The organism is Erythrobacter sp. A6_0 (assembly GCF_017744235.1).
In the GTDB taxonomy this organism is placed as follows: Bacteria; Pseudomonadota; Alphaproteobacteria; order Sphingomonadales; family Sphingomonadaceae; genus Qipengyuania.
On sequence record NZ_JAGHQR010000001.1, the window covers coordinates 259,837 to 282,224 of the forward strand.

General features: G+C 62.1%; 27 protein-coding genes. 11 read left to right on the forward strand and 16 right to left on the reverse strand.

Annotation, left to right across the window (positions count from 1 at the left end):
- Positions 1-37: 37 nt before the first annotated feature.
- Both J7347_RS01375 and J7347_RS01380 read right to left on the reverse strand, forming a co-directional pair.
- Positions 38-742 carry a thioredoxin domain-containing protein gene (locus J7347_RS01375; protein WP_209160565.1) on the reverse strand — a complete coding sequence of 235 codons (705 nt, stop codon included), beginning with the start codon at positions 740-742 and terminating at the stop codon, positions 38-40.
- A 17-nt stretch (positions 743-759) separates the two neighbouring features.
- Positions 760-1,314 (reverse strand): DUF721 domain-containing protein, encoded by a 555-nt coding sequence (locus J7347_RS01380; RefSeq protein ID WP_209160566.1) that lies wholly within the window; start codon positions 1,312-1,314, stop codon positions 760-762.
- A gap of 29 nt (positions 1,315-1,343) precedes the next feature.
- On the opposite strand from J7347_RS01380, the gene J7347_RS01385 reads away from it, so the two are divergent.
- Positions 1,344-2,354, forward strand: coding sequence for an A/G-specific adenine glycosylase (locus J7347_RS01385; RefSeq protein WP_209160567.1), 1,011 nt, complete (start codon positions 1,344-1,346; stop codon positions 2,352-2,354).
- A gap of 22 nt (positions 2,355-2,376) precedes the next feature.
- Here J7347_RS01385 and J7347_RS01390 read toward each other — a convergent pair whose 3' ends face one another.
- Entirely contained in the window at positions 2,377-2,598 is a 222-nt protein-coding gene (locus tag J7347_RS01390; RefSeq protein ID WP_067680842.1) for a hypothetical protein, read from the reverse strand.
- Positions 2,599-2,732: 134 nt separating this feature from the next.
- Here J7347_RS01390 and J7347_RS01395 point away from each other — a divergent pair, with 134 nt between their 5' ends.
- The 3 genes from J7347_RS01395 to J7347_RS01405 are packed head-to-tail and all read left to right on the forward strand — an operon-like array spanning position 2,733 to position 5,613.
- Positions 2,733-4,049: a serine hydrolase domain-containing protein gene (locus J7347_RS01395; RefSeq protein WP_209160568.1), complete on the forward strand. Its 1,317-nt coding sequence runs from the start codon at positions 2,733-2,735 to the stop codon at positions 4,047-4,049.
- The gene (nudC, locus tag J7347_RS01400; RefSeq protein ID WP_348521568.1) at positions 4,049-4,933 is read left to right on the forward strand and encodes an NAD(+) diphosphatase; all 885 of its coding nucleotides are present in this window, start codon (positions 4,049-4,051) and stop codon (positions 4,931-4,933) included. The genes J7347_RS01395 and nudC overlap by 1 nt, the downstream gene beginning before the upstream one ends.
- Positions 4,930-5,613 (forward strand): DsbA family oxidoreductase, encoded by a 684-nt coding sequence (locus tag J7347_RS01405; protein ID WP_209160569.1) that lies wholly within the window; start codon positions 4,930-4,932, stop codon positions 5,611-5,613. Before nudC ends, J7347_RS01405 begins: the two co-directional genes overlap by 4 nt.
- 58 nt (positions 5,614-5,671) lie before the next feature.
- Here J7347_RS01405 and J7347_RS01410 read toward each other — a convergent pair whose 3' ends face one another.
- Genes J7347_RS01410 through mgtE form a run of 3 tightly spaced genes read right to left on the reverse strand, consistent with a single transcriptional unit; the run spans position 5,672 to position 7,835 of the window.
- Entirely contained in the window at positions 5,672-5,917 is a 246-nt protein-coding gene (locus J7347_RS01410) for a hypothetical protein (RefSeq protein ID WP_067680827.1), read from the reverse strand.
- Between the two features lie 51 nt (positions 5,918-5,968).
- Complete coding sequence (locus tag J7347_RS01415) at positions 5,969-6,358, reverse strand: DUF1489 family protein (protein ID WP_209160570.1); 390 nt, start codon at positions 6,356-6,358, stop codon at positions 5,969-5,971.
- A 31-nt stretch (positions 6,359-6,389) separates the two neighbouring features.
- Entirely contained in the window at positions 6,390-7,835 is a 1,446-nt protein-coding gene (mgtE, locus tag J7347_RS01420) for a magnesium transporter (protein WP_209160571.1), read from the reverse strand.
- A 103-nt stretch (positions 7,836-7,938) separates the two neighbouring features.
- Between mgtE and J7347_RS01425 the strand changes: the two genes are divergently transcribed.
- Together J7347_RS01425 and miaB are read left to right on the forward strand one after the other, a co-directional pair.
- Positions 7,939-8,400: a peptidylprolyl isomerase gene (locus tag J7347_RS01425; protein ID WP_067680821.1), complete on the forward strand. Its 462-nt coding sequence runs from the start codon at positions 7,939-7,941 to the stop codon at positions 8,398-8,400.
- Between the two features lie 88 nt (positions 8,401-8,488).
- Positions 8,489-9,838: a tRNA (N6-isopentenyl adenosine(37)-C2)-methylthiotransferase MiaB gene (gene miaB, locus J7347_RS01430; RefSeq protein WP_209160572.1), complete on the forward strand. Its 1,350-nt coding sequence runs from the start codon at positions 8,489-8,491 to the stop codon at positions 9,836-9,838.
- An 11-nt stretch (positions 9,839-9,849) separates the two neighbouring features.
- On the opposite strand, the gene J7347_RS01435 is transcribed toward miaB, so the two are convergent.
- The 4 genes from J7347_RS01435 to J7347_RS01450 all read right to left on the reverse strand — a co-directional run bounded on the left by J7347_RS01435 (position 9,850) and on the right by J7347_RS01450 (position 13,965).
- Positions 9,850-10,824, reverse strand: coding sequence for a hypothetical protein (locus tag J7347_RS01435; protein WP_209160573.1), 975 nt, complete (start codon positions 10,822-10,824; stop codon positions 9,850-9,852).
- Between the two features lie 147 nt (positions 10,825-10,971).
- Entirely contained in the window at positions 10,972-11,871 is a 900-nt protein-coding gene (locus J7347_RS01440; RefSeq protein ID WP_209160574.1) for a hypothetical protein, read from the reverse strand.
- An 89-nt stretch (positions 11,872-11,960) separates the two neighbouring features.
- Positions 11,961-12,881 (reverse strand): hypothetical protein, encoded by a 921-nt coding sequence (locus J7347_RS01445; RefSeq protein ID WP_209160575.1) that lies wholly within the window; start codon positions 12,879-12,881, stop codon positions 11,961-11,963.
- A gap of 148 nt (positions 12,882-13,029) precedes the next feature.
- Positions 13,030-13,965 (reverse strand): hypothetical protein, encoded by a 936-nt coding sequence (locus J7347_RS01450; protein WP_209160576.1) that lies wholly within the window; start codon positions 13,963-13,965, stop codon positions 13,030-13,032.
- Between the two features lie 425 nt (positions 13,966-14,390).
- Here J7347_RS01450 and J7347_RS01455 point away from each other — a divergent pair, with 425 nt between their 5' ends.
- The 5 genes from J7347_RS01455 to J7347_RS01475 all read left to right on the forward strand — a co-directional run bounded on the left by J7347_RS01455 (position 14,391) and on the right by J7347_RS01475 (position 18,642).
- Entirely contained in the window at positions 14,391-15,116 is a 726-nt protein-coding gene (locus tag J7347_RS01455; RefSeq protein WP_209160577.1) for a transporter, read from the forward strand.
- Between the two features lie 79 nt (positions 15,117-15,195).
- Positions 15,196-16,251, forward strand: a complete 1,056-nt coding sequence (locus J7347_RS01460) for a PhoH family protein (RefSeq protein ID WP_233999293.1) — start codon at positions 15,196-15,198, stop codon at positions 16,249-16,251.
- Positions 16,251-16,742: an rRNA maturation RNase YbeY gene (gene ybeY / locus J7347_RS01465; protein ID WP_067680803.1), complete on the forward strand. Its 492-nt coding sequence runs from the start codon at positions 16,251-16,253 to the stop codon at positions 16,740-16,742. The genes J7347_RS01460 and ybeY overlap by 1 nt, the downstream gene beginning before the upstream one ends.
- Positions 16,743-16,765: 23 nt before the next feature.
- Positions 16,766-17,695 (forward strand): hemolysin family protein, encoded by a 930-nt coding sequence (locus J7347_RS01470; RefSeq protein WP_209160578.1) that lies wholly within the window; start codon positions 16,766-16,768, stop codon positions 17,693-17,695.
- Positions 17,696-17,757: 62 nt separating this feature from the next.
- On the forward strand, positions 17,758-18,642 hold the full coding sequence (locus J7347_RS01475; protein ID WP_082851354.1) for a LysR substrate-binding domain-containing protein: 885 nt from the start codon (positions 17,758-17,760) through the stop codon (positions 18,640-18,642).
- On the opposite strand, the gene J7347_RS01480 is transcribed toward J7347_RS01475, so the two are convergent.
- The 6 genes from J7347_RS01480 to J7347_RS01505 all read right to left on the reverse strand — a co-directional run bounded on the left by J7347_RS01480 (position 18,639) and on the right by J7347_RS01505 (position 22,381).
- Positions 18,639-19,481, reverse strand: a complete 843-nt coding sequence (locus tag J7347_RS01480) for a lysophospholipid acyltransferase family protein (RefSeq protein WP_209161171.1) — start codon at positions 19,479-19,481, stop codon at positions 18,639-18,641. The two genes, J7347_RS01475 and J7347_RS01480, sit on opposite strands and share 4 nt — an antisense overlap.
- Before the next feature lie 74 nt (positions 19,482-19,555).
- Positions 19,556-19,981, reverse strand: a complete 426-nt coding sequence (locus tag J7347_RS01485; protein WP_067680791.1) for a Fur family transcriptional regulator — start codon at positions 19,979-19,981, stop codon at positions 19,556-19,558.
- Between the two features lie 77 nt (positions 19,982-20,058).
- The gene (locus J7347_RS01490) at positions 20,059-20,499 is read right to left on the reverse strand and encodes a MucR family transcriptional regulator (RefSeq protein ID WP_067680788.1); all 441 of its coding nucleotides are present in this window, start codon (positions 20,497-20,499) and stop codon (positions 20,059-20,061) included.
- A 118-nt stretch (positions 20,500-20,617) separates the two neighbouring features.
- Positions 20,618-21,076, reverse strand: a complete 459-nt coding sequence (locus J7347_RS01495) for a GNAT family N-acetyltransferase (protein ID WP_348521534.1) — start codon at positions 21,074-21,076, stop codon at positions 20,618-20,620.
- The gene (tsaB, locus tag J7347_RS01500; RefSeq protein ID WP_067680786.1) at positions 21,073-21,717 is read right to left on the reverse strand and encodes a tRNA (adenosine(37)-N6)-threonylcarbamoyltransferase complex dimerization subunit type 1 TsaB; all 645 of its coding nucleotides are present in this window, start codon (positions 21,715-21,717) and stop codon (positions 21,073-21,075) included. Before tsaB ends, J7347_RS01495 begins: the two co-directional genes overlap by 4 nt.
- A gap of 55 nt (positions 21,718-21,772) precedes the next feature.
- The gene (locus tag J7347_RS01505) at positions 21,773-22,381 is read right to left on the reverse strand and encodes a malonic semialdehyde reductase (RefSeq protein WP_067680785.1); all 609 of its coding nucleotides are present in this window, start codon (positions 22,379-22,381) and stop codon (positions 21,773-21,775) included.
- Between the last annotated feature and the right edge of the window lie 7 nt (positions 22,382-22,388).

Below are 22,388 nucleotides of genomic sequence, written 5' to 3' on the forward strand. Positions count from 1 at the left end.
CAGCGATGGCTCCGCTGGAAAGAGCGGGAAGCCCCGACTAGCGCCGCTTGTCGAGCACCGGGCGAAGCGCGGCCCAATTGTGCACGCCATCGAGGAGCGTTCCGTTCATCACGAAGCTCGGCGTGCCTTGCAGCCCGTATTTCTCGACATCGGCCTGGCTCGCTTCGGCAAGCGCGTTGGCCTTCGCTTCGTCGGTCAGGCAGCGATCGAGTTCGGCGCGGGAATAGCCGCGATTTTCCATCAGCTCGTAAAAGCCGAGATCGCTGGCGATGGCCTGACGCCGTGCCCCGTTCGATCCGAACTGCCAGCGCGCCTGTTGAGCGCGCGTGGTCTTGCGGCCCTTTTCGAACCAGGCGTCCTGGTTCAGCATGATGGCGTTGTGATTGCCCGCGAATTTCTTCGGATCGCCGCAATGCGTCAGCAGCGCTGCGGTCAGATCGAAGGGATCGCGCAGCAGATGGCGGATCTCGTAGCTGACATCGCCCTTGGGCAGATAACCAAGCTTGATCGCCGCATCGCCTTCGCGCGCGAAATCTGCGCAGTGTGAGCAGGTGTAGCTCATGAATTCGACGAGTTTGGTCTTGGCCTTGGGGTTGCCGATGCGATGCCCGTTATCGCTTTCGACAATTGTGGCCCCCCAATTCTGCGCCAGCGCCGCCGCGCCGGTGCCCACCAGAGCCAGCGCGGCCAGTGCCGATCCGATCCGGGCGGCCAGTTTGCGACCGCGAAATTTCGTCGTCATATCTCGCATCATCCTGTTCAATCGCCGAAACTGCGCGCCAGCGATTCGAGCACAGTGCGCAATTCCGGATCGCCGATATCGCGCAGGCTTTCGCCCAATTCCATCGGAATGGGCTTGAGCGAAGGCGGCGCCTTGGTCTTTGCCATGTCTTCGGGTGGCCTAACCGTACCTTGCCGCATCTTGACCCGCGCCACTGCGCGATAGCCGAAGAAGGTGTTCACCCGCTCCATGATTTCGGGAATCACGTGCTGGATCAGCGGAGCGTGCGCTGGGCTGACGACGAGCTGGAGCACGCCCTCCGATTTTTCACCGGGAGGGAAGCGGATCGATTCGGGCGCGCAGACCCTCGCGTGCGTCGTACCGACGATTTCCGGCCAGCGCGTGACGACCGAGGACTGGACGAAGCCGAAGCGGCGAAAGGCAGTGCGCCCGATCTGGGGCATCAGGTCGGAAACGGCGCGCGCCGGCCCGCCGCGCGGGCGATGATATTCGCGGAATTTGGCTTTCTTGCGCGGTTTGGCATCGGTCCGCGGAGGAGTGGGCGTCTTGGCCGGGGTGTCGTCGCTTTCCATTACGCAATGGCTTATGCCATAGGACCGGCGTGACCTCCAGCATCGCAGCCCATCTTCTCGCCTGGTACGACGATCATGCGCGCGTGCTGCCGTGGCGAGCGCAGCCGGGTGAGCCGCCGAACGATCCCTATCGCGTCTGGCTGTCGGAAGTCATGCTGCAGCAGACCACCACCGCGGCGGTGAAACCGTATTTCCACGCCTTTACCGATCGCTGGCCCACCATCGACGATCTGGCCGCCGCGCCGGAAGAGGAGATCATGGCCGCGTGGGCGGGGCTGGGATATTATTCGCGGGCGCGCAATCTGGTGAAGGCGGCGCGCGCGGTGGCGCAGCGCGGCGGCTTTCCCGAGACGGAAAAGGGCCTGCGCGAATTGCCGGGGCTCGGCGCTTATACCGCGGCTGCGGTGGCGGCGATCGCGTTCGGGCAGCGTGCCGTTGTGGTGGACGCCAATGTCGAGCGCGTGGTTTCGCGCCTGTTCGCGATCGACGAGGTTCTGCCCGGCGCGCGCAAATCGATCCGGGCCAAGACGGATATGATCACGCCCGACCGGCGCGCGGGCGATTTTGCGCAAGGCATGATGGATTTGGGCGCAACCATCTGCACGACGCGCGATCCGAAATGCCTGCTCTGCCCCCTGGCGGGCGATTGCGAGGGCAGGATCGCAGGCGATCCGGCGCGCTTTCCCGTCAAACCGGCGAAGAAAGCGAAACCGCTGAGACAGGGCCGCGCCTGGTGGATCGAGCGTGAGGGACCGGAAGGGCCGGTGGTCTGGCTGGTAACGCGTCCGGGCAAGGGCATGCTCGGCGGCATGCGCGCTCTGCCCGATGACGGCTGGTCCGCGCGGGGCGATGGCCTCGGAGGGGAAGAGGGCGAGATGCTCGGCCTGGTGCGCCATGGATTCACGCATTTCGACCTGGAATTGTCGGTCGTGCGCGGGTCCGTCCCTCTGGGAGAAGGCGAATGGTGGCCGATCGACCGGATCGAGGCTGCCGGCCTACCGACGCTTTATGCAAAGGCCGCGCGGCTCGCGCTGGCCTGACTCCGCGCCTGAAAATCCCGCGTCAGATAATCCCGCCGCCGAGCGACAGCCGGATCACCGCGACGAGCAGCACGATCAGGCAGAAATTGCGGCCCGAGCGCTTGGATGACAATTGCCCGGCCACCACGCCCGCCACGATCAGCGGCAGGGCGAACCAGTTTCCCCAGCCAAGCAGAGGAATGGTCGAAGGGATCACGATGACCAGCGAGAGAAGTCCGAGCAGGAAAGAAATGATGTTCAGCATGTGTCGTAGATAGGCAACACGGCGCGCGGCGCAAGGGCTCGATACCCCGGTCGAACGGGTTGCAATCCGCAATCCATCGTTCACAGTGCCGCGCGTAGAGGGCAAAAGCCCTGACCGTCAGAGAGGAACACGACTTGGCCTATCGCGACTTCGACACTGCCTTTTCCCGCCGCGCGCTGCTGCGCGGAGGAGCTCTTCTCGGCGCGGGCGCTGCCCTTTCCGGCGCACCGGCGCTGTTCGCGCAGGACAAGGCGGCGGCAAGCAACGCGATGCGCGCGATGTGGCCGTCGGTCGCCGCAATGGTCGATAAATATGTCGACGAGCGCAAGGTCGCCAACATGGTCGCCACGCTCGGCTGGGGGCAACAGGCACCGACCACGATTGCGAAGGGCACGCTGGCCATCGGGCAGAGCCAGCGCGCCGATATCGATTCGCTCTATCGCATCTATTCGATGACCAAGCCGATCACCGGCATGGCTGCGATGATCCTGATCGACGAGGGCAAATTGGGCCTCGACCAGCCGCTCGCTGAAATCCTGCCGAAATTCGCCGATATGCGCGTTCAGCGGACCTATGACGGATCGCTGACCGATACCGTGCCCGCCGAACGCCCGATCACCATCCGCCAATTGCTGACCCACACTGCCGGGCTCGGCTACAATATCGTTCAGAAAGGCCCGATCTCGCAGGCCTACGTCCAGCACGGGATCGTGCCCGGCCAGGTAAGCCGCCTGCCGATCCCGGGGCTCGGGCGCGCGCCTGCGGTACAAGGTCTCGACACTTTCGCGGACCGGCTGGCCGAGATGCCACTGGTACTTCAGCCGGGATCGAAATGGAGCTATTCGGTCGGGCTCGACCTGATGGGCCGCGTGATCGAAGTCGCTAGCGGGATGCCGTTCGATCGCTTCCTCGACGAGCGGATTTTCCAGCCTACCGGCATGACCAGCACCTGGTTCCGCGTCCCGCAGAGCGAGATCGGGCGTTTCACGACCAATTACGGTATCGTCAACGGTGTGCCGATTCCGATCGATCCCGCACGCGCCTCCATCTATCTGGACGAGCCGTCCTTCCCCTTCGGCGGGGCTGGCCTGGTCTCGTCGCCCCGCGATTACGACCGCTTCCTGCGCATGCTGCTGGGATACGGCGCGATCGACGGGACGCGCGTGATGAGCGAGGCGGCGGTCAAGCTCGGCACGTCGAACATCCTGCCTGAAACCGCCACTACCGAAGGCACGTGGGTCGCTGGCCAAGGTTATGGCGCGGGCGGCCGCGTTAGCGAAGGCTCCTACGGTTGGGGCGGCGCGGCGGGTACGGTCGCCTTCGTGAATTTCGCCGCCGATCTGCGCGCGGCCCTGTTCACGCAGTATATGCCGTCCGAAGCCTATCCGATCCATGAAGGCTTCCCCGCCGCGGTGGTGTCTGACCTTACTGCCATGCGGGCGGCGGCCTGATCGCGGTGGCGGCTTCGTCTCCTCTGGCCTTCACCGGATCGCGGATCGACCGCGCCGACCACGTTCGGGCCGATCCCGAGCGCTTGGCAGGCATTATGGGCTGGCGCGCGCGGCTGCTCGCGCTCGACGGCCTGATGCCGGGCGTGGACGATACAGGCGCGCTTGCCTGGACCAGCCTCGCCGAGGCTCCCGAAGATGCCGAACTGGTCTTTCTCGGGCTGGATGGAGACCGGCCCTGTTTCGCCTGTGTCCCGCCCCGGGGCGACAGCGCGCCGCGCATGGCCAATCCGGCTTTGTGGGCGGCGATGGCCGCGCTCTCGGCCGACGACCTCGCGGTCTATGGCGGCGCGCGCAGTCTGGTGGACTGGCACGCGCGGCATCGCTTCTGCGCCCAGTGCGGCGGGGCGACGCAAATCGCCAAAGGCGGCTGGCAGCGCAATTGCACGAATTGCGGCGCGCAGCATTTTCCGCGCACCGATCCCGTCACGATCATGCTGGTGGAACATGAAGACCGCCTGATGCTGGGGCGTGGGCTCGGCTGGGGCGAGGGCCGCTTCTCCGCGCTCGCCGGTTTCGTGGAGCCGGGCGAGAGCATCGAGGAGGCGGTCGCGCGCGAGGTGTTGGAGGAAAGCGGCGTCGTGGTGCGCGATGTCACTTACGTTGCCAGCCAGCCCTGGCCGTTTCCGAGCCAGCTGATGATCGGCTGCCACGCCTTTGCCGACGATGACGCGTTGACGATGGACGAGACCGAGCTGGCCGAACTGCGCTGGTTCACGCGCGGCGAGGTCAAGGCCGCGCTCGAAGGCGGGCCCGACGCGGCCTTCGCCAAGCCTCCGCGCGAGGCGATCGCGACGCATTTGCTGACCTGGTGGAGCGAAAAATGACCGAACCCCGCACGCTGACGATCGACATCTGGTCCGATGTCATGTGCCCGTGGTGTCTGGTCGGCTGGGGCAATCTCAGACAGGCGCTCGATAGCCTCGAAGGCGAGATCGCGGCGAACCTGCGCTGGCATGCTTTCGAGCTGAACCCCGACATGCCGGAAGAGGGCGAGGAGCGCACTGCGCATATCGCGCGCAAATACGGCCGCACGCTGGAACAGTCGCGCGACGTGCAGGGCCAGATGCGCGCAGCGGCCGAGGCGGCTGGCGTGTCGCTCGATTACGAGGGCGAGGAGCCCGCACCGGACGCGATGATGTGGAACACCTTCGCCGCGCACAAGCTGCTGGTCTGGGCGGGCGAAGTGCATGGTCATGACCGCCAGACCGCTCTCAAACTCGCTCTGTTCGAAGCGCACTTCAACGCGCGCCGTCCGATCGGGGAAACGGACGTCCTGCTCGACGTGGCGGAAGAAACCGGGTTCGATCGCGGGGCCGCCGGAGAGGCACTCGACAGCAAGGAATGGGCGCACAAGGTCCGGGCCGAGGAACACGCGGCCTACGATCTCAATGTAACCGGCGTGCCCGCCATGGTGGTGGAGAACGCCTTCATGATCCCCGGCGCGCAGTCGCCGCAAGTCTATCGCGATGCGCTGAAGCGCGTGGCGGAGAAAATTCCCGCCTGACATGCGAAACGCCCCGCCGAGTGAGGGCGGGGCGTTGTATCGTCGATCCTGTCGACAATCAGCTGTTCCGGTTTTCCTGGATCGCCGCGCGGGTCTTCGGGCCCTTCTGCGCGTCCTGAGCGGGATTATCCGATCCCACTTCGGGTTCGCGATTGGCGGGATCCGTTGCACCGTTCAATTCGGCACGCTTGCCGACCCGGCGATTAACCTCGCCGCCGGACGAACCGGACTGCGAAGGCGTTGCGCCTTCCGTGATGTCGGCGATCAATTCGTTGTCTGGATGGCGGGACTGGCGTTCGGGCATTTTTCAAATCTCCTTTTCCCTTCAACGGGTAAGGGAGCGGTCCCGTTCCAATTAAATCAGTCCGAGCCTTTGCAGCTTGGTCGCGATCTTGCCGGGGATCACGTCGCCCACTTCCTCGCCATCCTTGAGATCGCGAGGAGGCTCGCCCTTGAGATAGCGCCAGCCCTGATGCGCGCGCTTGGGCTTCGGAAGCACCGGGATCAGCTTGGGTTCGAGGTCGATGAACCAGTGGCCATTGTCCTGTTCGGTGAAGCCGATGATCGGGCTGCGCGCGACGAGATTGTGCTCGTGGATCCAGAACAGCGATCCGCCGATGCATTCCTCCCACCGCGTGGGGCGATAGCGGGTGTTCACGCTCATGCGCGGGCGATTGGCGAACCAGCTTTCGATATCGGCATAGCTTTTCGCGCCAAAGGCGATCTTGGTGAGGTTGAGCGGCATCGAGTCCGATATGGGAACTGACGACCGATTGTCATCCCACCACGCCGCTCGCGACCGCCAGGCCGAGAAACGCGAAGAAGCCCATGGAATCGGTAATCATCGTCACGAACACGCTCGACGCAACCGCCGGATCCTGATCCAGCCGATCGAAGATGACAGGGACGAGGACGCCCGCAAGCCCTGCCACCAGCACGTTCACCACCATCGCCGCCGCAATCACACCGCCCAGCAGGGGAGTGAAGAATACCCCCGTCGCCAGCCCGATCAGCACCGCGATGGTGACGCCGTTCAGCATCGCGACGCGCAGTTCGCGCCACAGGATCCGCCTCGTGTTGGATCGGGTGAGCTGGTTCATCGCGATGGCGCGGACCGTCACCGCCATGGTTTGGGTGCCCGCATTGCCGCCGATACTGGCGACGATCGGCATGAGCACGGCGAGCGCAACCAATTGTTCGATAGCCGCGCCGAACAGGGCAATGATAAAGCTGGAGAGCAGGGCCGTGCCCAGATTGGCGACCAGCCAGCGCACGCGCGCGGAATAGGCGTCGCGGATCGGCTCGTTGATGTCGCCATCGCCTGCGCCGGACATTAGCAGCGCGTCCTCGCCGGCTTCCTCGGCGATGATGTGGACCACGTCGTCCACTGTCATCTGGCCGACCAGCCGCCCGCTCTCGTCCACCACGGCGGCGCTAATGAGAGCGTATTTCTGGAACATATTGCCGACCTCTTCCTGGTCGAGCATGGCGGGGATCAGCGTCTGGTCGCGCTTCATCACGTCGGCGAGCGCGACGCTGCGCGGCGTGCGCAATATCCACGAGAGCTGGCAGGTGCCGACCGGGTGATGCCGTTCGTCCACCACGAAAACCTCGAAGAAATCCTGCGGCAGATCGCGCCCGTCGCGCAGGAAATCGATGAGATCGCCCACGCTCATATGCTCGGGCACCGCGACCAGTTCGCGGCTCATCAGGCGCCCGGCGGTCTCCTCGGGATAGGCGAGCGCGCTTTCGATCGCGATGCGATCTTCGTCGTCCAGCTCGGCGAGGATCGCCTGTTGGTCTTCCTCGTCCAGATCCTCGATCAGCTGGACGGCGTCGTCGGTCTCGAGCTGTTCGGCGATCTGCGCCACGCTGGCCGCGGGCAGATCCTCCATCATGTCGTCGCGGACGTAATCGTTCAATTCGGCGACCACGTCGCCGGTCATCAGATCGGTGATGGCGGAGGCGAGCTTGCGCCGATCCTCGCGGTCGAACAGTTCGAGCAGATCGGCGACATCGGCGGGGTGAAGCGGTTCGACCAGGTCGTAGACCGCGCCATCGTCGCCTTCCTCGAGCGCATCCTCCACCCGGCGGACGAATTGCGGCTTGAGCGTGTTCTCCTCGTCCATCCGCTCGTCGTCGATGCGGTCGTCCGGACGGCCGCCATCCTCGGGCAGGTCGTCCGTCAGCCGGTCGTCGTCGAGGAGAGCATCGTCTGCCATGCGGCCCGCTCTAGGCAGTCGGACGCGGATGGCAAGCGAGAGGGTGACATCAGGGCCCGAGCGCCTATGTAGGCGGCCACATATTCATCAGGAGACACACACGATGGCCGACACTCTCACATTCACGCTCGACACCGGAGACGGCGAAAACAAGGACGTGGTCATCAAGCTGCGGCCCGATCTCGCGCCCGGCCATGTCGAGCGCATCACCGAACTCGTCGGCGAAGGCTTTTACGACGGCGTGGTGTTCCACCGCGTGATCCCCGGCTTCATGGCGCAGGGCGGCGATCCGACCGGCACCGGCATGGGCGGCAGCGACAAGCCCGACCTGAAGGCCGAATTCAACGCCGAACCGCATGTACGCGGCACCTGCTCGATGGCCCGCACGCAGGTGCCCGATAGCGCAAACAGCCAGTTCTTCATCTGCTTCGACGACGCGCATTTCCTCGACGGCCAGTACACCGTCTGGGGCCAGGTCGAGAGCGGCATGGAACACGTCGACGCCCTGCCCAAGGGCGAGCCGCCCAAGGAGCCGGGCAAGATCGTGAAGGCGACCGTTTCGTAAGCCTCACGAATAGCGACGAGGGAAGGGCGGCCAGGTGCCGCCCTTTTCGTTGAAAGGAGCGCCTCCCTCGGGTATTGGCGCGCCACTCATGAAACAGACAAATTCCCCCAAGACCTACCGGGTCAAGTCCTTCGGCTGCCAGATGAACGTCTATGACGGCGAGCGCATGGCCGAGATGCTGGCCGAGCGCGGCATCGCTCCTGCGCCGGAAGGGGAGGAGGCCGACCTCGTCGTCCTCAACACCTGCCACATCCGCGAAAAGGCGGCGGAGAAGGTCTATTCCGACATCGGTCGCCTGACCAAGGCGGGCCGGGCGGCGGGGAAGGAACCGCTGATTGCGGTCGCGGGCTGCGTCGCGCAGGCCGAGGGCGAGGAGATCATGGCGCGCGCGCCCGCCGTTTCCATGGTGGTCGGCCCGCAGGCCTATCACCGCCTGCCGGATATGCTCGACCGGGCAGTGAAGGGCGAGCGGGCGACCGATACGGACATGCCCGCGATCGCGAAATTCGCGGCCCTGCCAGAGCGCAGGCGCGTGACGCCGAACGCCTTTCTCACCGTGCAGGAAGGTTGCGACAAGTTCTGCACCTATTGCGTAGTGCCCTATACGCGCGGCGCGGAAATCAGCCGACCCTATCGGGACCTCGTGACCGAAGCGCGCAAGCTGGTCGATGCGGGCGCAAAGGAGATCACGCTGCTCGGCCAGAACGTCTCGGCGTGGAGCGGCGAGGACGAGCGCGGTCATGCGGTCGGCCTCGCAGGCCTGATCCGCGATCTCGCGAAGATCGATGGCCTTGCACGCATCCGCTACACCACCAGCCATCCTGCCGATATGGACGATGCCCTGATCGCTGCGCACGGCGAGATCGACAAGCTGATGCCCTTCCTCCACCTGCCGGTACAGGCGGGCAGCGACCGGGTGCTGAAGGCGATGAACCGCTCGCACACCGCCGAAAGCTATCTCAAACTGCTCGAACGCTTCCGCGCGGCGCGCGCCGACATCGCGCTCAGCGGCGATTTCATCGTAGGCTTTCCCGGCGAGACCGCGGTCGAGTTCGAAGAGACGCTGAAGCTGGTCGATACGGTTGGGTACGCGCAGGCCTTCAGCTTCAAATACTCGCCGCGCCCCGGCACCCCTGCCGCGTCGATGGATGGCCAGATCGCGCCGGAAGTCATGGACGAGCGCCTCCAGCGCCTCCAGGCCGCCCTCAACCGCGATCAATTCGCCTTCAATCGCGCCACCGAAGGCCGGACTTGCCAGGTCCTGGTTGAACGCAAGGGCAAGCTCCCCGGCCAATGGCTCGGCAAGTCGCCCTGGCTCCAGAGTGTGTGGTTTCAGGGAGACTGCGCGATCGGCGATCTGATCGATGTGACGCTGGGCGAGGCTGGGCCGAATTCGATGGCCGGTCAGCTTAATCAGGAACAGCCAGTCTCCGCCTGATCGCTATTGCCTCATGAAGGTTCTATCTCGTCGCCGGTTCGACCCTTGTCTGCAATCAGGCCGCGATAGCGCCGCAGGGTCATATTCCGCACCGAACCGCTTCGGGCATAATACTGCGTATCGTAAAGAGCCGTCAGATAAGCCTGATCGAATTCCGTCCATCCGGCGGGAGCGGTTTCACCTTCGTCGAACAGAATCATGATCGTGGGGATCCGCGTATCGGAACCTTCGACACGTTCGCTACCGGTCATGCCCAAAATCCGCATCGAAGCGTAATCGGCGAGCTGGCGGAATGTCTTACCGGAAACATGGGCAAGATCGATCAACACGACCGATCCGGTGAGTTCCATGCTGATAGGGATCTGAAGCCGACTGGCTTTGTAAACGCGAAGAACGGGCATCTCGATGTGTCTGCCATTGATTAAGACCACTTCGTACGGGATTTCCCGTCCGGCGCTGTCTCGCATCATCTGTGTGTGCCAGGCGCGCACGCCGCTGTCTTCTTTGGCCACGCGATCAAACTCGTGGCGCATCATGTCGTTGAACAGCCACGGCTCGTCCTCGCGCAGACGCTCGAACAGGCCGGGTGCGTCATTCACGAAGGCGACCAGCGTATTGATCTTGCAGTCCGGTTCAGCCAGCTTTGCGCCGACCTGTCTCGCATTCGCTTCGATCCGATCCTCGACCAGCGCCGCCATTTCTTCGGGCATGCCGCTGACCTTGAGGCAGACCGGATCCTGGAAGCGTGAAATCGGCTTGTCGACGCGCGAGCGGCGGGTGATGGTTTCGGCGAGATCCTTGACCGCATCGGCTTCCGTTTTGCCGACTACGACGATTTCATCGTCGGAAGGAGCATCCTGTGCTGTCAGCGGAGAAGCGATCAGGGCGCTCGCCAGAAGAACACGCTTGAGGCCAAATCCACGCATCATTTTCTCCTTCCGAAAGATTGATAAATCAAAAGGTATAGAGAATCTCACGATAGGCAAGTCCGATCATGTATTATCGAAATTGACTTGTTTTGATCCCATGATCCAAAAGTTGATCGGGACGACTTCTCAAATTTTTACGAATAGTATTGCGATCGACGCGCGGGATGCCGGTTTGGCTTCGGCGCGAGCCTGCAAAACACCGCCCTACCGATCGAGATCCTGCCCTTTCGCTGACCGATAGCGCCGCAGTGTCGCGTTCTGAAGCGAACCGCTCATGGCGTAATAAGGCGCGCCATAGAGCGCGGTAAGATAGGCTTCATCAAAAGTCGAAAGCGCAGAAGGTGTCGAGCCTGGATCATCAAACAGGGTCGTGATCGAAGGGATGGACTGGCTTTCAGCGCTCACATTCTCGCTGCCGCTCAGCGCCAGGATGCGCAAAGTGGCGTAATCGGCAAGTTGCCGGAAAGTCTTGCTTTCGATCCGAGCGAGATCGAAGAGGACCACCGCGCCTGTGAGCTCCATGCTGATCGGAATGAGGCGCCGACTCGAATCATAGCTTCTCAGATTGCGCATGAAGACGTCACGTCCGTAACGCGGCAGTTTGATCTTCTGTATTGGTATTTCGCGCCCATCCTTGTCGCGCAGCATCTGCGTATGCCAGGCGCGCACGCCGTCTTTTTCGTCAGCCAGAAGCGCGAATTCGTGCTCGAGCATATCGTTGAAAAGCCAAGGTTCTTCGGCGCGAAGATGGGTCAGGAGATCCGGCGCGTCGTTGACGAAAGCCACCAGCGCGTTGATCGCGCAATCCGGCTTCCCAACCTTTGCGCCCACTCGCTCGACATTCTGCCTGATGCGTTCTTCGACCATGGCAGCCATGTCCATGGGCATGCCGTTCACCTTGACGCAAACCGGACTTTGGAAACGCGAAATCGGTTTGTCGATGCGAGACTTGCGAGTGATATTTTCGGCGAGATCCCTGACCGCTTCGGCCTCGCCTTTGCCGATAACGACGATCTCGTCCTCGGGCGAGGTGTCCTGCGCCGAGAGAGGGGCTGTCCCAAAAAGAATGATCGAAACCAGGCAAATGAAGCGGGACCGGCGCATCGAATATTCCTCCCCAAATATTTTGGGAAGAATGACTTATTCAAGCGCACGAATCAAGGATCGTCAGTCAAACACGAAGATCGATCGTCTCAGTCTTCCATGCCGAGATTGGTGCGATACCGAGTAACGGCTGCCGCAATGACCTGCCCGTCACGGCTATTGGCAGGCAAGTCGTAAAGCGATTCGAGATAGGCGCGATCGAACTCGCTCAACTCGGTCGGTTGATAGGGCGAACGCGGACCGAACAGCGTCAGCATCGTCGGAAGGCTGGAACGCGCCGTGTCGATCTCGTCACTGACCGAAGCGAGAATGCGGATCGTGGCGTAATCGGCGAGCTGGCGGAAAGTCTTTTCCCTGAGTGCGCCCGTTTCGACCAGCACCACGGCGCCCGTCAGATTGACGCGCGTCCTGCCGAACCGGCTTGCATTTTCGATCATGTTGATAGTGCTTGCGATAGAATCCTCGCCGCTGGTCCCACGTTGTTTGCCCGGAATCTGCGATCCGTCCATATTGCGTTCGTCGAAGACATGCCAAGCGCGCACAGCCTCCGATCCGTCGTAGATCCGGTCAAGCTGATAGCTTAACAGGCCTTCGAACAGCCACGGCTCATCGGTACGCAGATTATCGACGGCCTGGGTGACGTTGTTGAGAACCCCGACAAACGCATTCGGCTTGCAACCTTCTTCGCCGAGCGACACGCCGCGGATGGAGGATACGTTGTCGCGGATACGTTGCGCGACCAGTTCGGCCATATCGTCCGGCAATCCCGATACCTTTACGCAGACCGCATCATCGAAACGAGCGATCGGCTTGCCCGCGCGCGAGGGCCGGGTGATGATTTTTCCGAGCTCCTCGACCACTTCGCGATCGCTCTCGCCCGTAACGATGATAGTATTTTCAGGATCGGCGACGGCGTCTTGGGTCTGTTCGACCTCCGCCTGCGCATGAACGGCAGCGGGAGCGAACATCAGGGCGGTGCCGAGGGCGAAGGCTTGGATCGTTTGTCTCATGGCGAGACCTATTGCAGACAAATTGTTCAAAACAAGGACGAATACGACGTAGCGCGATCCTTGCTCGACGAACGTAAATGCGTTTATCTGTGCTCGCGCGATTCAAAATCCGAAAGTTCCGGGACATATCTGCAAAGAGTTTCGCGGATTATTCTTCCACTCGATCGGCCGCGCGATATCGCCTGCCTGCAGCGGCAATAACTTGAGCATCGCGACTATTGATGGGAAGTTCGTATAGCGCATCGAGATAGGCCCGATCGAACTCGCTCAGCTCTGGCGGCTGGTACGCAGATGAAGGGTCGAACAGCGTGAGGATTGTAGGCAGACTTGGCCGCGAACCGTCGATTTCGTCGGTGACCGAAGCAAGGATGCGGATCGTCGCGTAATCGGCGAGCTGTCGGAAAGTCTTGCCTTGCAGAGCGGCCGTCTCCACCAAAACCACGGCTCCCGCGATCTCGACCGGAGTTCTGTTGGAACGCCCGGTGTAATGAACTCTGTTGGCGGAACTGGCGATCGATTGCGCGTCGCTGGCGCCGCGTTGCTTCCCGGGAATTTCCGTACCGTCGATATTGCGCTCGCCGAAGACATGCCAAGCACGAACCGCTTCCGAACCCTTGGAAATCCGTTTCTTTTGGTAAATGAACAAACCGGTAAAAAGCCATTTTTCCTCGACAAGAAGACTGTCGAAGGTCTCGTTCACATTGTTTAGAATGCCAACGAAGGCGTTCGGCTTGCATCCCTCGTCCCCAATTCGGAGTGCGGGAATAGAGGAAATGTTTTCTTTGATGCGTGTGGCGACGAGTTCTGCCATTTCGGCAGGTAATCCCGAAACTTTTAAACAGATGGGCTTGTGGAACCGAGCGATCGCCTTGTTCGCACGCGCCGGGCGGGTGATGACCTTTCCAAGTTCTTTGACGCGTTCACGGTCGGATTCACCGGTAACGACAATCGTATCGTCATTATTGGATTTCGGTTCGACTGCCGAGGATTGTTCTCCTGCTCCGTCCACCGACTGCGATTGCGCTGCTGCAGAAGTGAAGATGCCTGCCGAGCTAAGGATGAGGGTGGACAATGCTTTTTTCATTCCGAGCCTTTCGCAAGCAATTCATTCATTGCAAACATTTAGAGAGCCTCGTGTAAAGCGAAAACCAATCAAATGTTGATGTCCTGACTTCGCGGCAGACGACGCTGCTCCATCAATGGCCTAATCTTGCGAATTGAAGATTGCCTCGGCATTGATGGTTCGGGGCAATCGGAACAGTTGGAAGCGAACTTTCCGACGGCGCCAACGCGGCAAGCGGATTTTCACTATTTCGTCGTAGCCGGTATCGGCTCGCCATCCGTCGAATCGTACGCTCACCTTGTGACGTGCGCGGGGCCGACCGAGCACATGTTACGCGGTATCTTCGCCGCGTGTTCGGGGCTGCGACGTTTATGGAATTCAACAAAATTTCTTTGCCTCACTTCGGCAGGAGCGAGCGCATCGCTCTGTCTGGATTGCCGCGCTTCATGCAGGCCATTGTAAGAACCTCGCCCCTGGGGCTGGCGGCGCTGGCCGCGCCGGCGCTGGCGGATATTCCCTTTACCACGGACGATCCGGGGACGCTGGCGGCTGGCGAATACGAAATCCTCGCCTATTCGGACGGCACCATCACCAGCATGGATTTCGAAGGCGAAGCCGGGATCGATGTGAGCGTCGGGATCGCGGATAATTTTCAACTCGGCGTTACTGTGCCGGTGGCGAATTTTGGGCCGCAGCTGGAAACCGATCGCTTCGCCATCGGCGATACGACGATACAGGCCAAGATCGGGTTGATCGCGGGAGAACCCGGCCAAGTGTCGCTCGCCATCGCGCCGACCCTGGCCGTGGGGATGGCGAGCGAGGGAAGGAGCAAGACGGGCTTCGACCTGCCGATCTGGATCGGGACCGATATCGGAGACTGGTCGCTTTATGGTGGGGGAGGCTATTCCTTCTCGAGCGACGAAGATGGGGGCGATTTGCCCTTTATCGGCGCCGTCGTCAGCAAGCGGATAATACCGAGTCTGTCGCTAGGTGGAGAATTCTACGCGCAGGGCGAAGGTCTTGGCGGACAGAAGCTTTATCTGTTCGGACCTGGTCTGGCGTGGGATTTCGCCCCCGGACTGACCCTGGCCGCAGCCGGCCAGGCAGTTCTGGGCGATAGCGACGGGAGCGGCGATTTCCATGTTTTCGCCGCGCTGCGCCTGGCGCGGTAATCCACTGAAATAGCAACGCAGGACGCTTGCTCTCGGCGCGAAGGCTCCTAAATTCCCTTTCGGAACACGAAAGGAGCGCATGGCTCGAAAACCCGCAAACCGGCCGGAGCGTGATCAGCGCATCGGCTTCAGCAAGCCTCCCGTCCCTCAGCGCGAGGTACGACGGGCCCAGCTCGATCTGAGCTTCGATAATCAGAGCCTTCTGGGTGCCCTGTTCGGACAGTTCGACGCCAATCTGGTGCAGGTGGAAAACCGCCTCGGCGTATTCATCTCGGCGCGGGGGAACGAGCTGCATCTCGAAGGGCCGGAAGACAGCGTCGCCCGGGCGCGCGATGTATTGAGAGCGATGTATGACAAGCTCGCCATCGGTCAGGATCTCGATGCGGGTCTGATCGAATCGATCATCGCCATGTCGGACGAGCCGACCCTCGACGGGATCGTCGAGGGCGAGCCGGGCGAGCGGGCGGGTATGCCGCCGATCATGATCCGCACCCGGCGCAAGACGATCGTGCCGCGCTCCGCCACGCAGGCGACTTATATGCGCAGCCTGGTGCGCGACGATATCATCTTCGCTCTCGGCCCGGCGGGGACGGGTAAGACCTATCTCGCCGTGGCGCAGGCCGTCGCGCAGCTCATCACCGGAAGCGTCCAGCGCCTGATCCTGTCGCGCCCGGCGGTCGAGGCGGGCGAGAAGCTCGGCTTCCTGCCGGGCGACATGAAGGACAAGGTCGATCCCTATCTGCGCCCACTCTACGATGCGCTCTACGATTGCATGCCGCCCGAACAGGTCGAGCGGCGGCTCGCTTCCGGAGAGATCGAGATCGCGCCGATCGCCTTCATGCGCGGACGCACGCTGGCCGATGCCTTTGTGATCCTGGACGAGGCGCAGAACACCACGCGCGAGCAGATGAAGATGTTCCTGACGCGCTTCGGGCAGAACAGCCGAATGGTCATCTGCGGCGATCCGCGCCAGGTCGACATTCCCGGCGGCGACCGGATGAGCGGGCTGGCCGATGCGGTCGACAAGCTCGAAGGCGTCGATGGTTTCGGCACGATCCGGTTCACGGCGGCCGATGTCGTGCGCCACCCGATCGTGGGGCGGATCGTCGAGGCCTATGAGGGGCCTGCCGCCTGATGGATCTCGATATCGAGGTCGACGGCTGGCCTGCGGACGAAGCGGATTGGGCGGACCTTGCCGAGCGTGCGTATTCCGCCGCCGAATCGGTCGAACCCGCGCTCGCCAATCCGCGCCTGACGGCTAGCGTCCTGTTCACGCTGGACGAGGAAGTGTGGGCGCTGAACAAGGAATGGCGGGCGAAGGACAAGCCGACGAACGTTTTGTCCTTCCCCATGCTGTCGCGCGATGCGCTGACCGGTCTGGCTGAGGAAGGCGCTCCGGAAATGCTGGGCGATCTCGCTCTCGCTTACGAGACCTGCGCGCGCGAGGCGGAGGAAAAAGGCATCCCGCTCGCCCGGCATACCGCCCACTTAATCGTCCACGGTCTGCTGCATTTGGCGGGTCACGATCATGTCGAAAGCGACGATCAGGCCGAAGCGATGGAACGATTGGAGATTGCGGCGCTTGCCAAACTGGACATCGCCGACCCATATGGGGACCGCGACTAGCTTAAGGAGCACGCAAGAGGGCCATGCCCGATCCTGACACCGCCGCGGGAGACGCGGAAAGTAACGGCGGACTGGTGTCCGCTTTCAAACGCATATTCGGAGCCGGAGAGGGCGGGCGCTCGCTGCGCGCGCAGCTCGAAGAGGCTATCGACGAACACGAACACGGCCATGACCAGAGCGTGGACGAGGATTCGCCCGAAGAGAAGGCGAAGGGCGATCTCAGCCCGGTCGAGCGGCAGATGCTGCGCAATCTCCTCCATTTCAGCGAGCACGACGCGGACGACGTTGCCGTGCCGCGGGGCGAGATCGTGGCGATCCGCGCCGATGCCAGCTGGGACGAGATGATCGCGATCTTCGCGGATAACGGCCATTCGCGCATGCCGGTCTATCGCGACCAGTTGGACGATGTGATCGGGATGATTCACATCAAGGACGTGTTCCCCTATCTCGCCAAGGCCGATCCGCCGCCCAGCGACTGGACCGCGCTGATGCGGCAGCCCCTTTACGTGCCTCAGACCCGCAACGCGCTCGACGTGCTGGCGGATATGCGCTCGCAACGGATGCACCTCGCCATCGTGCTGGACGAGTTTTCCGGCACGGACGGGATTATCACGATCGAGGATCTGGTCGAGGAGATCGTCGGCGAAATCGAGGACGAGCATGACGATGCGCCGCTCGAAATGATCCGTCCGATGGGCGACGGGATCTGGGAATGCGACGCGCGTGCCGAACTGGACGATGTCGCCGAGCTGATCGATGCACGCCTCGCCGAAGTCGAGGAATCGGTCGATACGCTGGGCGGCCTGGCTTTCGTTTTGGCAGAACAGGTGCCGCCGGTGGGCACGATCGTCGATCATCCCAGCGGCTGGCGCATCGAAGTGACCGAGGGCGACGAAACCCACGTCACACGCTTGCGGTTGCATGCGCCGCAAGAAAGCCTGGAAGAAGATTAAAGGTTGCGAAATCTGCAATTCCCGCTCGACAGCAAGTGGGGCGGTGAATACGAGTAGGCCCCATGGCCGTTCGTCGTCTTCCACCCTTGCGCGCATTGGAAGCTTTCGTGCGCACGGTGCGCATGGGGTCCGCACGTGCCGCTGCGGATGAATTGGGCCTAAGCCCCTCGGCCCTGTCGCGCCGGATCGGGAATCTCGAAAGCTTTGTGGGCAAGAAGCTGTTCACGCGCGCCCGCCAGTCGATGCAGCTGACCGACGAGGGGCAGGCATTCTACGAAGCGGTCAATCCGCATCTTGAATCGCTTGCGCGCGCGGTGGAAAGCCAGTCCGAAAACCTGTCGCTTCTTCGCCTGCGTCTCGGCGTCCTCCCGCTGTTCGGCAGCCAGCGTCTGTTTCCGCGCCTTGCGGAATTGCGTCGTTCGCATCCCCTCCTGCATATCGACATCGATACCGGTCCGCATATCGAGGACCGGGTCGGCGATACGCTCGATGCCGGGATCATCCTGTCGCGCGGCCCGGCGAGCGGGCTTCATGCGGTGCGGCTCGACCATAATCGCGTCCACGCGATCGCCAGTCGCGATATCGCCGCGGCAGTGGGCGACGAACCCGATCGGGCAAGGCTGGAAGCGCAGACTTTCCTCATCCACAACGAATTGCCCGCCAGTTTCGAAGCGTGGAAGGCGGCGCTGGCAATGCACGATCTCGAACCGGCGGCGATCGACCATTACGATTCGGGTCAGCTGATGCTCGAGGCGGCCAAGCAGGGCCTCGGCATCGCAATCATGCATGACGATCACATGCGCCGCGCGGCCGACGATCGGCTGACAAACCTCTTCGGCGTCGATGTCGAAAGCCCGTATAGCTATTGGTTCGTCTGCAAGCCCACGGCGCTGGAAGAACGACCGGTGCGCATCTTCCACGACTGGCTGGTCAGGGCCGAGCTTTAAGTCTTTTCTGTGGAGGCGGGAGGGCGATACCGGATCGCCTCGACCGTATGCTGGTAATCGCGCAGGGGTTTGCCGAGCACCTCCTCCAGGCGCTCGACGATCTGCGTGCGCGCCTGGGCGGCGATGGCCTTTCTGCCGCGATGGTCTTCGGGGCTGAACGGGTCTAGGAAGTGGATATCCAGTCGGAACGTTCCGGGCCGCGCCATCACGCGCATCGCATTGTGGAGGCCGCTTTCCTCGCCGATCCAGCTGATTTCTTCGGCGACCGCGCCGTAATCCATCACCACCGGCTGGACCAGGACGCCGGAAGGCGGCGGTTCGAGCACGCTCAACATGCTGGATTTGAAGGGGAGGAGAGACTGGCCGTCGGTCACCGTGCCTTCGGGAAAGACCGTGACCGACCAATTGTCCTGCAGCGCTTCCTTCAATGCATTGATCTGCTCGGCCACGCCCATCCGGTTTTCGCGCTTCACGAACACGGTGCGGTTGAGGCTGCATAGCCAGCCGATCACGGGCACTTCGGACAATTCCTGCTTGGCGACGAAGGCAGTCCCACTCGCTCCGGCTAGCGCCAGAATGTCGATCCATGACAGGTGATTGGAAACGAAGAACACGTCGCGCCGCAACGGAGTGCCGATCCGATGGACCTTCGCACCCACCACGCGCGCGGTGTAGCGCAGGAACAGCATGGGGAAGGGCGATCCGTATGCGAAGATGCGATAGAGATAATGGAGCGGTACGAATACGATCAGCAAAGCGAGAATGCCGATCGCCCGTATCGTGAAGCGGATCCAACTGGGTACGGTCAGGGGCACCGTTTCGCCGCGCATCGCGGCCATGCGCTTGCGCCCGTATTTCTCCGCCCGGCGGCGGGCCCGATCGCTCAAAGCCGGTCTATCCACCGGCGCCTCGCTCACTTCTCGTCGCGTTCCAGACGAACGCCGTAAAGCTCCATACGGTGATCGACGAGGCGGTATCCCAGCTTTTCCGCGATCTGTTTCTGTAGGGCTTCGAGTTCGGGATCGACGAATTCGACCACTTTGCCCGTCTCGACATCGATCAGATGGTCGTGATGCGCTTCGGGCGCAGCTTCGTAGCGCGAGCGGCCGTCACCGAAATCGTGCCGGTCGAGAATGCCGGCCTCTTCGAACAAGCGCACCGTGCGATAGACGGTGGCGATCGAAATGCCCGGATCGATCTTGTTCGCGCGTTCATGCACCATCTCGACATCGGGATGGTCATCCGCGTCGGACAGGACGCGCGCGATGACGCGGCGCTGTTCGGTGATGCGCAGACCTTTGTCGGCGCAAAGCTGTTCGAGATCGATCCGATGCGGCAAGACTGGCTCCGGCTAAACAAAACGCCCCGAACCCATAGGGGGGCGGGGCGTTTGGCTCAAGTCGAAGACCTGTATGATCAGTCGACTTTCTTCTTGCGGCCGCGCTTTTGGCCGGGCTTGCGGCCGAGACCGATCTGCTTGGCGAGTTCGCGGCGCTTTTCAGCGTAGTTCGGAGCGACCATCGGATAGTCGGACGGAAGATCCCAGCGCTGGCGGTATTCTTCCGGCGACATGTCGTAATTGGTGCGAAGATAGCGCTTGAGCATCTTCAGCTTCTTACCGTCTTCTAGGCAGACGATGTAATCGGGCTTGACCGAAGCGCGGACGGACACCGCCGGCTCAGGGCGTTCTTCTTCCTGCTGCTTTTCGCCGCCGAGGCCCGAAAGAGCGGAATAGACGGTTTCGATCAGCGTAGGGACGTCGGCGACTTCGACATTGTTGTTGGCAACATGTGCCGCAACGATGTCCGACGTGAGAGTGATGAGCGTTTCCGACATGTCGGTCTGGAAATCTTCCATGGATTTTCTCCTTTTTTTGGGCCCCTAGACCCTCGATATAGTGAATGTCCAGTCGAACAACCGGTTTCGACACAAAAACTGTAGCCTTTTACCTAAAGGAACGATTAAAGTCCCAAAATCAGACGCTTTTGCCGAAAGTTATCGCATCGATGCGCGATCCGTCGCCCAGTCGGTAATAATCGGGACGGCGTCCGATCTGTTCGAAGCCGAGTGCTGCATAGAGACTGCGCGCCGGATTGTTCGCCCGCATTTCCAGAAACACGCGATCGGCACCGGACTGGCGGGCCTGGCTGAAAAAGGCTTCGAGAAGCTTTCGGCCAAGACCGTGCTGGCGAAACCGGGGGCGCACTCCGATAAGCAGCAATTCCTCCTCTCCCGGCGCACGGCGAATAAGCGCGAAACCCGCAGGCTCCCGTACGCCCGCCGTAAGGGTGAGGCTGCCTGTGCTGTCGATAATCAGCGCATAGGTGTGCGGCATGGCGAGAGAATTGGCGACTTGTGAGCGAGTCCAGGCTTCGCCCCAATGCGGCTCGAACGCTTCGTCCATGACTGCCATGATCTGATCGAGCGTGGTCACGAGCGAAGCTTCCCTTGCGGGAGTTTCGCGTCGGGTGCTCTGCCGTAGATCGGGGCGAGCCTGTCGGTGAACAGTGCTTGCGGCAGCGCGTTTGCGTACCGCGCATCGGGAAGGATGTCGTGCGCTTCGCCGAAGCCGCGCTGTTCGACCAGCATGGATGCTTTCGCTCCCGCGACCAGATCGATGTCGAACCGGGCCGCTGCAGCTTCGGGAGCCAGCGAAGAATGGCTCTCGATCGGCTCTCCGCTGGCGGCGAAGGGCTGGACGAAGATCTCCCCATGCCCGCCGGTCATCGCGACGAGAATATCGCGCTTTTCGTCAAAGCTCCTGGCCATCGCAGCGATCAGTGCCAGCGTCGGATATCCGAACACTTCGGCACCCCAGGCGATCGCAAGCGAGCGCGCGGCGGCGAGGCCGATCCGGGTTCCGGTAAAGCTGCCGGGGCCGAGCGAGACGAGAATGCGCGCCGCGCGGCCCCGATCCGGCAATTCGGCAATCAGCGGTATCAGGCGCTCGGCATGGCCGCGCCCGATCGTTTCGTGGCGATGATCGAGCAGTTGCATGCCATCATCTTCGAAAAGGGCGACCGAACACGCTTCGGTCGCGCATTCGATCGCCAGTAATCGCTTATCGGTTTGCATCGAATGCGCGATGCCTCAGCCGGGGGCAGGCTTCAAGGCACCGTCGCGAGACCGGTCAGGCTATACGCGTGAATTTGTCGAAATCCGGGCGCGGACTGCGCTCGAAAATGCTCTCCGCATCGCCATAGCCGATCGAGCAGATGAAATTGACCTTATGCTTCGGATCGTCGGCGAAGAACGCCTTTTCGACTGCCTCGACATCGAAGCCGGACATCGGGCCGGTATCGAGGCCGAGTGCGCGGGCGGCGATAATCAGATAGGCCCCCTGCAGCGCGGAATTGCGGAAGGCGCCTTCCTTGCGCCCTTCCTCGTCACCTTCGAACCAGCTCTTGGCGTCGGTGTGCGGAAACAGCCAGGGCAGTTCCTCGTGAAAGTCGATATCGTAGCCGACCAGCGCGGTGACGGGCGCAGCCTTCACCTTGTCCTTGTTGCCGTCGGACACGCATTCGACAAGCTTCGCCTTCGCTTCGTCCGACTTGACCCAGACGATCCGCGCGGGCTGCATATTGGCAGAGGTCGGCCCCATCTTCATCAATTCATAAATCGCGTGAAGCTGTTCGTCCGACACGTCCTTGTCGAGCCAGCCATTATAGCTGCGCGCTTCGCGAAAAATCTGGTCGAGCGCATCGTCGGACAAATGCGTATCGTGAAACTGCTTGGGCATGGATGAA

Excerpts from the sequence above, each read along its gene's own strand:
- J7347_RS01380 (WP_209160566.1), bottom strand. The coding sequence starts at position 1,314 with ATGGAAAGCGACGACACCCCGGCCAAGACGCCCACTCCTCCGCGGACC.
- miaB (WP_209160572.1), top strand. The coding sequence starts at position 8,489 with ATGAAACAGACAAATTCCCCCAAGACCTACCGGGTCAAGTCCTTCGGC.
- J7347_RS01470 (WP_209160578.1), top strand. The coding sequence starts at position 16,766 with ATGCCCGATCCTGACACCGCCGCGGGAGACGCGGAAAGTAACGGCGGA.
- J7347_RS01410 (WP_067680827.1), bottom strand. The coding sequence starts at position 5,917 with ATGCCCGAACGCCAGTCCCGCCATCCAGACAACGAATTGATCGCCGAC.
- J7347_RS01390 (WP_067680842.1), bottom strand. The coding sequence starts at position 2,598 with ATGCTGAACATCATTTCTTTCCTGCTCGGACTTCTCTCGCTGGTCATC.
- J7347_RS01425 (WP_067680821.1), top strand. The coding sequence starts at position 7,939 with ATGGCCGACACTCTCACATTCACGCTCGACACCGGAGACGGCGAAAAC.
- J7347_RS01480 (WP_209161171.1), bottom strand. The coding sequence starts at position 19,481 with ATGGCCGCGATGCGCGGCGAAACGGTGCCCCTGACCGTACCCAGTTGG.
- J7347_RS01445 (WP_209160575.1), bottom strand. The coding sequence starts at position 12,881 with ATGAGACAAACGATCCAAGCCTTCGCCCTCGGCACCGCCCTGATGTTC.
- J7347_RS01450 (WP_209160576.1), bottom strand. The coding sequence starts at position 13,965 with ATGAAAAAAGCATTGTCCACCCTCATCCTTAGCTCGGCAGGCATCTTC.
- J7347_RS01460 (WP_233999293.1), top strand. The coding sequence starts at position 15,196 with ATGGCTCGAAAACCCGCAAACCGGCCGGAGCGTGATCAGCGCATCGGC.
- J7347_RS01405 (WP_209160569.1), top strand. The coding sequence starts at position 4,930 with ATGACCGAACCCCGCACGCTGACGATCGACATCTGGTCCGATGTCATG.
- J7347_RS01455 (WP_209160577.1), top strand. The coding sequence starts at position 14,391 with ATGCAGGCCATTGTAAGAACCTCGCCCCTGGGGCTGGCGGCGCTGGCC.
- tsaB (WP_067680786.1), bottom strand. The coding sequence starts at position 21,717 with ATGCAAACCGATAAGCGATTACTGGCGATCGAATGCGCGACCGAAGCG.
- J7347_RS01375 (WP_209160565.1), bottom strand. The coding sequence starts at position 742 with ATGACGACGAAATTTCGCGGTCGCAAACTGGCCGCCCGGATCGGATCG.
- J7347_RS01440 (WP_209160574.1), bottom strand. The coding sequence starts at position 11,871 with ATGCGCCGGTCCCGCTTCATTTGCCTGGTTTCGATCATTCTTTTTGGG.
- J7347_RS01490 (WP_067680788.1), bottom strand. The coding sequence starts at position 20,499 with ATGGAAGATTTCCAGACCGACATGTCGGAAACGCTCATCACTCTCACG.
- ybeY (WP_067680803.1), top strand. The coding sequence starts at position 16,251 with ATGGATCTCGATATCGAGGTCGACGGCTGGCCTGCGGACGAAGCGGAT.
- J7347_RS01415 (WP_209160570.1), bottom strand. The coding sequence starts at position 6,358 with ATGCCGCTCAACCTCACCAAGATCGCCTTTGGCGCGAAAAGCTATGCC.
- J7347_RS01475 (WP_082851354.1), top strand. The coding sequence starts at position 17,758 with ATGGCCGTTCGTCGTCTTCCACCCTTGCGCGCATTGGAAGCTTTCGTG.
- J7347_RS01505 (WP_067680785.1), bottom strand. The coding sequence starts at position 22,381 with ATGCCCAAGCAGTTTCACGATACGCATTTGTCCGACGATGCGCTCGAC.
- mgtE (WP_209160571.1), bottom strand. The coding sequence starts at position 7,835 with ATGGCAGACGATGCTCTCCTCGACGACGACCGGCTGACGGACGACCTG.